Source organism: Pseudomonas sp. DrBHI1 (assembly GCF_002205115.1).
GTDB classification, from domain to species: domain Bacteria; phylum Pseudomonadota; class Gammaproteobacteria; order Pseudomonadales; family Pseudomonadaceae; genus Aquipseudomonas; species Aquipseudomonas mosselii.
Map to the genome: position 1 here is coordinate 47,789 of NZ_NIBE01000130.1, position 9,977 is coordinate 57,765.

At 58.1% G+C, this 9,977-nt stretch carries 13 protein-coding genes and 1 pseudogene; 8 read left to right on the forward strand and 6 right to left on the reverse strand.

All coding sequences use genetic code 11. The features are described 5' to 3' along the window. Positions 1-96: 96 nt before the first annotated feature. The 4 genes from CC207_RS24175 to CC207_RS24185 all read right to left on the reverse strand — a co-directional run bounded on the left by CC207_RS24175 (position 97) and on the right by CC207_RS24185 (position 3,145). Entirely contained in the window at positions 97-774 is a 678-nt protein-coding gene (locus tag CC207_RS24175) for a DNA adenine methylase (RefSeq protein WP_023628520.1), read from the reverse strand. A 123-nt stretch (positions 775-897) separates the two neighbouring features. Next, on the reverse strand, positions 898-1,287 hold the full coding sequence (locus CC207_RS24180; RefSeq protein WP_038707634.1) for an antitoxin Xre-like helix-turn-helix domain-containing protein: 390 nt from the start codon (positions 1,285-1,287) through the stop codon (positions 898-900). Between the two features lie 55 nt (positions 1,288-1,342). Continuing rightward, positions 1,343-2,161 (reverse strand): hypothetical protein, encoded by an 819-nt coding sequence (locus CC207_RS26900; protein WP_123902527.1) that lies wholly within the window; start codon positions 2,159-2,161, stop codon positions 1,343-1,345. Between the two features lie 93 nt (positions 2,162-2,254). Further along, positions 2,255-3,145 carry a GIY-YIG nuclease family protein gene (locus CC207_RS24185; RefSeq protein WP_237750120.1) on the reverse strand — a complete coding sequence of 297 codons (891 nt, stop codon included), beginning with the start codon at positions 3,143-3,145 and terminating at the stop codon, positions 2,255-2,257. A 270-nt stretch (positions 3,146-3,415) separates the two neighbouring features. On the opposite strand from CC207_RS24185, the gene CC207_RS24190 reads away from it, so the two are divergent. Continuing rightward, positions 3,416-3,940 carry an arsinothricin resistance N-acetyltransferase ArsN1 family A gene (locus tag CC207_RS24190; RefSeq protein ID WP_123902525.1) on the forward strand — a complete coding sequence of 175 codons (525 nt, stop codon included), beginning with the start codon at positions 3,416-3,418 and terminating at the stop codon, positions 3,938-3,940. Here the strand turns inward: CC207_RS24190 and CC207_RS24195 are convergent. Further along, positions 3,915-4,958: pseudogene (locus CC207_RS24195) on the reverse strand (flavin-containing monooxygenase); the annotation flags it as partial. The gene CC207_RS24190 and the pseudogene CC207_RS24195 overlap by 26 nt on opposite strands. A 43-nt stretch (positions 4,959-5,001) precedes the next feature. Continuing rightward, positions 5,002-5,340: a helix-turn-helix transcriptional regulator gene (locus CC207_RS24200; RefSeq protein ID WP_023628526.1), complete on the reverse strand. Its 339-nt coding sequence runs from the start codon at positions 5,338-5,340 to the stop codon at positions 5,002-5,004. A 116-nt stretch (positions 5,341-5,456) separates the two neighbouring features. Between CC207_RS24200 and CC207_RS24205 the strand changes: the two genes are divergently transcribed. The 7 genes from CC207_RS24205 to CC207_RS24235 all read left to right on the forward strand — a co-directional run. Beyond that, positions 5,457-5,870, forward strand: coding sequence for an arsenate reductase ArsC (locus CC207_RS24205; protein WP_088852891.1), 414 nt, complete (start codon positions 5,457-5,459; stop codon positions 5,868-5,870). Positions 5,871-5,878: 8 nt separating this feature from the next. Continuing rightward, positions 5,879-6,235 carry a metalloregulator ArsR/SmtB family transcription factor gene (locus tag CC207_RS24210; RefSeq protein WP_088852892.1) on the forward strand — a complete coding sequence of 119 codons (357 nt, stop codon included), beginning with the start codon at positions 5,879-5,881 and terminating at the stop codon, positions 6,233-6,235. A gap of 19 nt (positions 6,236-6,254) precedes the next feature. Then, on the forward strand, positions 6,255-6,725 hold the full coding sequence (locus CC207_RS24215; RefSeq protein ID WP_088852893.1) for an arsenate reductase ArsC: 471 nt from the start codon (positions 6,255-6,257) through the stop codon (positions 6,723-6,725). Positions 6,726-6,743: 18 nt separating this feature from the next. Continuing rightward, positions 6,744-7,805 carry an ACR3 family arsenite efflux transporter gene (gene arsB, locus CC207_RS24220; protein WP_023628528.1) on the forward strand — a complete coding sequence of 354 codons (1,062 nt, stop codon included), beginning with the start codon at positions 6,744-6,746 and terminating at the stop codon, positions 7,803-7,805. 4 nt (positions 7,806-7,809) lie between these two features. Further along, positions 7,810-8,526, forward strand: coding sequence for an arsenical resistance protein ArsH (gene arsH, locus CC207_RS24225; RefSeq protein ID WP_023628529.1), 717 nt, complete (start codon positions 7,810-7,812; stop codon positions 8,524-8,526). Positions 8,527-8,538: 12 nt separating this feature from the next. Beyond that, positions 8,539-9,042 (forward strand): cyclin-dependent kinase inhibitor 3 family protein, encoded by a 504-nt coding sequence (locus CC207_RS24230; protein ID WP_023628530.1) that lies wholly within the window; start codon positions 8,539-8,541, stop codon positions 9,040-9,042. A gap of 32 nt (positions 9,043-9,074) precedes the next feature. Further along, positions 9,075-9,977: ArsJ-associated glyceraldehyde-3-phosphate dehydrogenase (locus CC207_RS24235; protein ID WP_088852894.1), on the forward strand; the 903-nt coding region annotated here is incomplete at its 3' end.

The following is a 9,977-nucleotide window of genomic DNA, read 5'->3' on the forward strand; positions in this document are numbered from 1 at the left end:
AGATTCGATGATGTAACGTTGTGACCCTGCGTCTTCCCTGACGACGCCTTCTAATTCGAAGCCGCCGGTCACTTTTTCAGAGGTGATCCGCTTATCTCAAGCGGCTTCCCCTGTATTTCCGTAGTGCTCTTGCATCCACTGCAGCAGTTCTGTGCGTTCTACTGGATCCATCTCATCGATCCGTGAGCGTAGGCGAGCTTGGCGACGTTGTATCGTCTGCCGCTCTCTAAACGTTTCGCCACGGTACCGAGAGTCGTGCAATTGGTTTGGTGGGTCAAAATTCAACCAAACCACCTCTTCTCGTACCTCTACGTGAGTTTTGGCCGAGAATTGCACCTTTCGCCACCCCCGAAGCGCCTCGTTGTAGAGGTCATTGTCGTAGCCTGAGAGCATCACCTTGCAGGGCAAGCTGGTCAGGCAACCCAACAGTTTCACGTGGTCGGCTTGGGTGTAATCACACCGGTAGACCTTTGAGCGGCGGCGCGTTTCAGGAACATACGGCGGGTCAACATACACCAGCTCGTCGCCGACGTAGGAAAAACTGCTCAGAAAGGTGACCGCATCGACCTGGTGCAGCTCGCAGACAGCTGAAGTTTCGCTTCGCCAGCGCTCGATGACTACTGGATCGATATCCAATCCGATGCTGCGCTTCGCGGCTTTTTTGTTGCGCATGACTGCACCTCCGCCGAGGTGCGACTCGATGTAGGTCTGATGCGGTGGCATCAGGTTGATCAAGCGCTGATAGCACTTGCCTTTTCCGCCGGGATATTTCATGGACGGAGCATCGTCAGAAATGACGATGATGTCAATTGCGGAATGCCGAACGGTAGAGGAATGGACGAGGGGCGCCGGCTCGTATCGTTTGGCGCCTATAGCGATGACCGAACTGCATCAAACCTAGGCGATCGTGGCGAAGCTCTTTAGTTGTTCGATGCGCTTGTAGGTTTCGTAGATCGCGATCATGTCGCCCTGAGCCATGACCTCCAGAGGACTGCGGCCCTCAAAAAACTCGTTGCCGTTCTTGAAGCCAGGGAATCCTTGGACGTTGTACTGGCTGTCGAAGACGGTTCGCAGCGTTGCGTGGATTTCAAGCACGAACCCGATGCGTTGTAGTTGGTCAAGGTCGAGCCTTTTTCCAGCGGTATGCCCTTGAACTATCCGTCGGTAGGTCGACGGTGAAATGCGCAGGATTCGGCATGCCTGATGCGGCGTTGCCCGCCAAGCGCTGATGATCCGCAAGGCCACTTTCAGAGCCGTTGATGACCGATGCCCGACGTCGTTGCTCATCATCGTGATCCCAGTGCCTCGTGAGGGGGCTCCAATTGTCGCATACAGCCGACGCTCAGCGCGGATGCGCACGTATTACTGGCTCACGCGGGCCCTCGGACGGGCGCTTCAAGATCGACATGAGCGACTCTGCGTCCCTGAACCCTAAAAATGCGAGAGCTAGGCAAAAATCCAGTGAGAGGTAATCACTCATTGTCTCATTGAAATGCATGCCTAGGAATTGACCAATTTCTTGTCTGTAAGAAGTATATCCCGTGAAATGATCGCCGCTATGTAAAACTTGAATATATTTATCTGAAAGCGTGCTATTAACCCAGGGTTGGCTGTAAGTCGAATCTCTAAAGTCTAAAAGTGAATTAACAAAAATTGCATAATCATGATGCTGCGATCCTGCAGCGTTTGAAACGTCAGGGAAATAAACACTACAGTCGATGATAGATGCTAGATCGTGCGAGTGTATGTAGGCTCCACAAGATGGACATTTTTCTGCAAGTCGCACGGCGTGCTTATAGCAGAGCGTCACTGAGCGAGTTAGATGGGCGACATGAATGAACGGCGAGCCGTATGTCTCTGAATCTTCCTCGACACAATGAAAACATATTCTCCAGTTTCGATTAGGCGTGTAATTGCCGTAGTAAACTGTACGTCCCATAACGGAAAATAGCGGGTATAGCGTGTTCTCGTACAAAGCCAGCTTGGCAATGTCGTCATCCTGAAATACTGGCGGCAGTACAATCTGCCAGCGGTCCTTGGATGAGCGTGGACTTACTTTAGTAATTTGGTAATCACTCTGCCTACAGCGTATTCCCAGGATTTCTTTTCCTCGGCGTAAGGCTGAGGCAATAAATTCCCCAGGGAACGGTGCGTAGATCATCGATGTCACCATTGGACGTTTGCGCGCAATCTGTGCGTAGGCGGCTGAAGGGTAAATGGGCTTTTCTAGCCCTCTCCGTGCTGATCAATATGGTCAGGCGAACCGATCAACCGCGTTATCCGCGTGAAGGGTGAGGGACAGGCCGAGCTGGACCATGCCTGTCGGCACCGCGTCCAAGTAGAGGGCCTTGGGGGTGATTCTCTGCATGACTACCTCTACCAGAGAGAGCGATCGAGATTGAACCAGCTCAGTGGGCCAGAGCTTGGGTTGCCCAGGCAAACTGTCTGGCCTAGGTAGGTTTCCCCAGTTGTGGACGTCAGGTGCTTGGAAGCCCGCATTGAGTGCTCTCTGAAGCCAGTAGCCCTCAAAATAAGTTGCATTGCTTTGAGTTCCTTCGGCCCAAGTCAGCACCACAGCCTGAACATCTACCTGCTCGTGCTCCGCCCAGCGGAGCAAAGCGTAGGAGCAATGCCCCTCTCGCTTTTCATTGAAGTGCTCCCTGAAGCGTTTTGCCAGTCGGGCGGCCTGGCCTACGTAGCAGGCTTTTCTCCTGCCGTCTTTGCTATGAGCGATCAGCGCATAGATCCAGAAACCAGTCGTTGGATTGCGTGCTTTCCTCCGCGCTTTCGGCATCTTTTTTTGAGAGCCAACGGCCTTTGCTCCCGCCTTGTGAGGCTGCTCGGGCGTGATCTCATCTGGTCCGTCTACCCGAATGTCGCTCTGCTCAGGTTCGGTAACGTGAGAAGACAACCGGGCTGCTTTCGGCTTCTTGGGAACGTAATCGTTGAAGTCGAAGTGGACACGAAAACGTTTCTCGCTCTTCGTCATGAAGCCGGCATAGTCTCGGCCGTTTCGAGTCACGGTCAGCCCTTGTTCTGCTGCTAAGGCCAGCAACTGACTTCGGTTGCTGATCTCGCCGGCGTCGATAGCCGACTGGATCATCCTCTTCAGATCCGTCATGTGTTCGATAGCTGCCCGATTCACGTCTCTTCCTGCATCCCGTAATCTTCTTCGGAGCGTACGGTTTGACAGGGAAGCAGCGCAATCATGACGGGGCTTTCCTGAAGCGTTCTCAAGGACGGGTGTCGCACAATGTTGCTTTCAGCACCACTACCAGAGCTAGCGACTCGCTGCTCATCCCCTTCATCGCCTTAATGGAGTAGGTTGTTCAGCTCAGGGGCGTGGTCAGGGTGATCTGCTCCAGCTGATACCTCCATCCAGCTCGTTGTTCGTACCAATCGAAAAGGAAGCCAGATGCACATCCGCCTCGCTCAACTCGGTGATGTTCAGGCCATTGCCGAGATCTACAACCAGGGGATCGAAGACCGCAGCTCTACGTTCGAGACCCAGCCGCGCACCTCTATGGATGTGCAGCCCTGGGTGGCCGACATGTCTCGCCATCCGGTGCTGGTCGTTGAGGTCGACGGCGCGGTAGTGGCGTGGGCAAACCTGAGCAGCTACCGCGCGCGTTCGTGCTACGTCGGCATCGCCGACTTCTCGATCTATCTGCACCGTGACGTCCGCGGACGTGGCATCGGCAAGGCGCTGCTCAAAGCATTGCTCGGTGAGGCAGAGGAACGTGGTTTCTGGAAAGTCCTCTCCCGCATTTTTACCTTCAACGAGGCGAGCCTCGCGCTCTGCCAGGCCTGCGGCTTCAGGACGGTTGGCGTCTATGAGAAGCATGCTTGTCTTGAAGGTCGGTGGCTGGATTGCGTGATCGTTGAGCGGGTTTTTCCATCGAACCAACCCGGTCCAGATGACGAAGCAGCCGGGGCATGAGATAGCCTGCGTCAGCCCCTACACCCCTGAGGGTTGCCGAGGCGAAGTTCCTCTGCTTGGGCAGCCCGACGAAATACAGGCCTGGCACCTGATCTGCCACGCCGTTTCGCTGCAGGACACGACCTTGCTGGTCGGCGACTGGAAGCTGTCTCAGAAACGCCAGGTTCGGCCGGAAGCCCGTGGCGAAAATCAGCGCGTCGGCCTGATGGGTGGTTCCATCCACCCAGACAACGCCATCGGGCAACACCTCCTGGAACATCGCTTTACGCTGGAACCGCCCGGTATCCAGGGCCTTTCGATACTTGCCTGTATCCAGCACAGGCGTGCTCTGGTCACTCAGCCATCGCGTGTGCTCCAACCGGGTGAGTTTCAGCCAGGCATGAAAGTCGAGGCCCAGGATTCGTTGGGGGAAGAAGCGGATCTTCTCGCGAGTCGCCAACACTACCTGCGCAACGCTGGCAAGCTCATAGGCAATTTGAACCGCCGAGTTCGCCGCGCCGACCACGACGACACGCTGGCCAGCAAAGGCCTCAGGCGTTCGATATCCCGAGCTGTGCAGACAGGTACCTGAAAAGCTTTCCTGGCCAGGAATGTCTGGCGTGTATGGACGGCTGAAGCCCCCCGATGCCACGACCACCGCACGCGCCGTGAAGGTCGATCCGTTGGCCGCGCGAACCTCGAATGTCTTTTCCTTCTGCATGACTTCCACCACTCGGGTGCCGCCCTCAAAAGGCAGCTGAAACTTGGCGGCGTATGCCTCCAGGTATTGCACTACGTCGTCTCGCAGCGGGTAGCCCTGGGGATTACCGGGAAACACCATCCCCGGTAGCGCTGAATACTCTGCCGGGGAGAACAGTTGCAGGCTGTCGTAGTAGTTGCGCCAATTTCCGCCCGGGCGTGGCTGCTCATCCAGGATCAGAAAGTCCAAGCCGTGTTGCTGCAAATGCCAGCCAAGCGCCAAACCCGCTTGCCCACCACCGATGACGATCACATCCACCGCACGACTCGATTTATTCATGTGTGCGCACTCATGCATATATAAGAGCAAAAAAGGGCACGAGCTACGGGCAGCACAGCGACACCAGACCCTTGGTCCGCTGGAGCAAGCCCTCAAGGCGCTCGACGATCGCCCCACCATTCACTTCGTAGAACACCTGCCGACCCACCTTGGTGGCCTTCACGATCTGGGCGTCGTGCAGCACCTGTAGGTGCCTGGAGACCACCGAGCGCTCCTGCGGCAGCTCTTTGGCGATTTCGCCGACATCCGCCCGGCCCAGCAGGAGCACGCGCTTGAACACCGCGACCCTGGAGGGCTCGCAGAGCGCTTTGAAGAAGGCCTCATCCAGCGACTCGATGGCAGCGTCGATGGCTTGGGTGCGGAGGTTCAGGTTGGTCGTCATGTCGCCAATATATGTGCACAGATATGCACATGTAAAGCCACCCATCCTCAGAGGGGTTGCGATACATTCGAAAAAGCGTATATTCGAAAAATCACATATGCGCAGAGTACCTCGTGATGACTGGCAAGATCCGCGTCCTGTTTGTTTGCACCGCAAACGCTGCTCGCTCCCAGCTCGCTGAAGCATTGCTCCGACATACAGACCCTGTGCGCTTCGAGGCTTTCAGCGCAGGCACTGAGCCTGGCCAGGTCGATCCCCGTACCTTCGCGGCGCTTGAGCACCTCGGTATCGATGCCAGCGGCCTGCGTAGCAAGTCCATCGAGGAGTTCGCCGATGAACACTTCGACTATGTCATCACCCTCTGCGACAAGGCGGCGCTGGAATGCCAGTTACTGCCGGCATTGGGCGAGCGCTTGGCGTGGCACTTCGAAGATCCGATCACCAGCGACAAACACGATGCCTTCCGCCACACGCTTCACGAGATCCATGAGCGCATCAAGATGTTCGTCCTCGTGAAAACCAAACACTGAGAATCGCTATGACTGATCCACTGACCCCTACCAAGGTTTTCAAATGCCTCGCCGACGAGAACCGCATTCGGATGATGCTGCTGATCGCCCGCGAGGAAGAGCTCTGCGTCTGTGAGCTGACCTGTGCGCTGGAAGAAAGCCAGCCCAAGGTTTCCCGCCACCTGGCGCAGCTGCGCACGTGTGACCTGCTGGCAGACCGCCGCCAGGGCCAATGGGTTTACTACCGGCTGCATCCAGAGCTGCCCGCCTGGGTACGCGAGATCCTGCAAACCACGCTGGAGGCCAATAGCGAGTGGCTGAACAGCAGCTCCACTCGATTGGACGCCATGGGTGACCGCCCACAGCGCGTCGCCACCTGCTGCTGATCATTGCCGAGCAAAACCGATGAAAGTTCTGTTCCTCTGCACCGCCAATAGCTGCCGCAGCATCCTGTCAGAAGCCGTGTTTAACCACCTGGCCCCGGCCGGTATGAAGGCCTACAGCGCCGGCAGCCAGCCCAAAGGCGAGGTACATCCGCTGTCCATCTCCGCGCTGCAGCGCGCCGGTATTTCCACCGATGGCCTCAGCAGCAAATCCAGCGATGCACACGCCGAGCTGGCACCGGACTTCGTCATCACCGTCTGCGACAAGGCCGCCGGCGAAGCCTGCCCTGTGTTCTTCGGGCCGGCAGTAAAAGCCCATTGGGGGCTTTCCGATCCGTCGGACCTGCAAGGTAGCGCCGCCGAATTGGACGCGGCTTTCGACCTCACGCTTGAGCAGATCAAACGACGCCTCAAGGCATTCCTCGCACTGCCTTTTGAACAACTGGATGCCGCGCAGCTCAAGGTCGAGCTGGCCCGCATCGGAACGCTCTGACGTTTAGGGAGATCCACCATGAGCAAAAGCCGACTGTCCTTCCTCGACCGTTACCTGACGGTCTGGATCTTTCTGGCCATGGGCCTGGGTATCGCCCTGGGCAGTTTGTTCCAAGGATTGCCCGCGTGGCTGAACAGCCTGTCGGTAGGCTCGACAAACATCCCCATCGCGATTGGCCTCATCGTCATGATGTACCCGCCGCTGGCGAAGGTGAAATACGAGGAACTGCCTCAGGTTTTCAAGGACAAGCGCATCCTCGTGCTGTCGCTGGTTCAGAACTGGGTAATCGGCCCGGTGCTGATGTTCGGGCTGGCAGTAGTGTTCCTTCCCGACAAGCCTGAGTACATGACTGGCCTGATCCTCATCGGCTTGGCGCGCTGCATCGCCATGGTGCTGGTGTGGAACCAGATCGCCGGTGGCAACAACCAGTACGTGGCGGGCCTGGTCGCCTTCAACAGCATTTTCCAGATCCTGTTCTTCAGTGTGTACGCCTGGATCTTCCTGGGCCTGCTGCCGCCGCTGTTTGGTCTTGAAGGCAGCGTCATCGAGACGAGTTTCCTCGACATCGCTCAGTCGGTGCTGATCTACCTGGGCATCCCGTTCCTGGCCGGTTTCCTGACCCGCAAGATCCTGATCAGTAGTAAGGGCGAGACCTGGTACCAGGAACGCTTCATTCCGAAGATCAGTCCGCTGACACTCGTGGCGTTGCTGCTGACCATCGTGGCCATGTTCAGTCTGAAGGGCGACATGGTGCTGCAACTGCCGCTGGATGTGCTGCGCATCGCCATCCCGCTGACCATCTACTTCGTGGTGATGTTCTTCATCAGCTTCTGGATGGGCAAGCTGCTGGAGGCCGACTACCCACGCACCACCGCGCTGGCGTTCACCGCAGCAAGCAACAACTTCGAACTGGCCATTGCCGTGGCCATCGCTACCTTCGGCCTCGCTTCGCCGGTTGCCTTTGCCACCGTCATCGGGCCCTTGGTGGAAGTGCCGGTGCTGATCTCACTGGTGGGTGTGGCCTGGTGGCTCAAACGCCGCTGGTTTGATCAACCCTCTGGTGCCTTGTCTCAGGAGTAAAATCATGACCGAACACCACATCCCCAACATCGACAACGAACTGGTCGACCTGCCGTCCGCCGACAAGCTCGCGATCGAGCAGCAGTCCACCCATAAACCGCGCATCCTGCTGCTGTACGGGTCGACACGCGAACGCTCCTTCAGCCGTCTGCTGACAGAAGAAGCGGCACGCCTGCTGGAACACTTCGGTGCGGAGACGCGGATCTTCAACCCCTCCGGCCTGCCACTGGCGGATGACGTGCCCGATGACCACCCCATGGTCAAGGAACTGCGTGACCTGGTGCTGTGGTCGGAAGGCATGGTCTGGTGCTCGCCAGAGCGCCACGGCGCGATGACTGGCGTGTTCAAGTCGCAGATCGACTGGATTCCACTGAGCATGGGCGCCGTGCGCCCGACGCAAGGGAAGACCCTCGCGGTGATGCAGGTCTGCGGCGGCTCCCAGTCGTTCAACGTGGTCAACCAGCTGCGCGTCCTCGGCCGCTGGATGCGCATGTTCACCATCCCTAACCAGTCGTCCGTACCCAAGGCCTACCTGGAGTTCGACGAGGCCGGCCGCATGAAGCCCTCGGCGTACTACGACCGTGTCGTCGACGTGATGGAGGAGCTGGTGAAGTTCACCCTGCTGCTTCGCGACCGCTCCGACTACCTGGTCGACCGCTACTCCGAACGTAAAGAGTCGGCTGAAGAACTATCCAAGCGTGTCAATCAACGATCCATTTGAGGCTTTGTGAGCATGCAATTGCACCCGTATTCCGTGTTGGCCAATTCCGAACTGGTCGGCCAGCTGATCTTCACTCCGTGCCCAGGTACCAAGGACACCTCGGTATCTCAGGCGCTGGCAACGCTGCGCGAAGCCGGTGCGAGTGCACTGGTCACCCTGATGCCAAGTGAAGAACTGCTGCAGAACGAGATCGATCTGCTTCCCGAGGAGTGCCAACTGCTGGGCCTCGAATGGTTCCACCTGCCGGTGGAAGACGACCAGGCACCCGGCGAGCCCTTTGCTGCCGCCTGGGAGATCCACCGGGAACGCCTGAAAGAGTTGGTGATGACTGGCAAGACGATCGCCATTCACTGCAAAGGCGGCTCCGGCCGCACCGGCCTGTTTGCGGCCCGTCTGATGATCGAGTGCGGCATTCCCGTGCAGGAAGCTGTTACTCAGGTCCGGGCCCTGCGCCCACGTGCAATTCAGAACCCTGCGCACGCCGACTACATCAACCAGTTCGCCAATACCCTCTGACCGTCCCCTGACCGCTACGCGAGAACAACAACATGGCAATCAAAGTAGGCATCAATGGGTTTGGCCGCATCGGTCGCTTGGCGCTGCGCGCGTCTTGGGACTGGCCAGAGTTCGAGTTTGTGCAGATCAATGACCCGGCCGGCGACGCCGAGACCCATGCCCACCTGATCAACTTCGACTCGGTCCACGGCCGCTGGCACCGTGAAGCCCGTGCTGAGGGCAGTATGGTGGTGATCGACGGCAAGCGCATTCAGGTCACCGCGAACAAGACCATCGCAGACACCGACTGGTCGGGCTGCGACCTGGTCATCGAGGCCAGCGGCAAGATGAAGTCGGTAGCCGTGCTCCAGGCCTACCTGGATCAGGGCGTCAAACGTGTGGTGGTCTGCGCTCCAGTGAAGGAGAAAGGCGCACTGAACGTGGTGATGGGCGTCAACCAGCACCTGTTCGACCCGGCGCAGCATCGCATCGTTACCGCCGCCTCCTGCACTACCAACTGCCTGGCCCCGGTGGTCAAGGTGATTCACGAGAACCTGGGCATCCGCCACGGATCGATCACCACCATCCACGACCTCACCAATACCCAGAGCATCCTCGATACGCCGCACAAGGACCTGCGCCGCGCCCGTGCCTCGGGCATGAGTTTGATCCCGACCACCACCGGTTCGGCTACTGCGATCGCCGAGATCTTCCCCGAACTGCGCGGCAAGCTGAATGGTCACGCCGTGCGTGTACCGCTGGCCAACGCCTCGCTGACCGACTGCGTATTCGAAGTGGAACGCGAGACCACGGCTGAAGAGGTCAACACGCTGCTGAAGGTTGCGGCCGAAGGTCCGTTGAAAGAGATCCTGGGCTACGAAGAACGCCCCCTGGTGTCCATCGACTACCGCACCGATCCGCGCTCCTCGATCATCGACGCGCTGTCGACCTTGGTG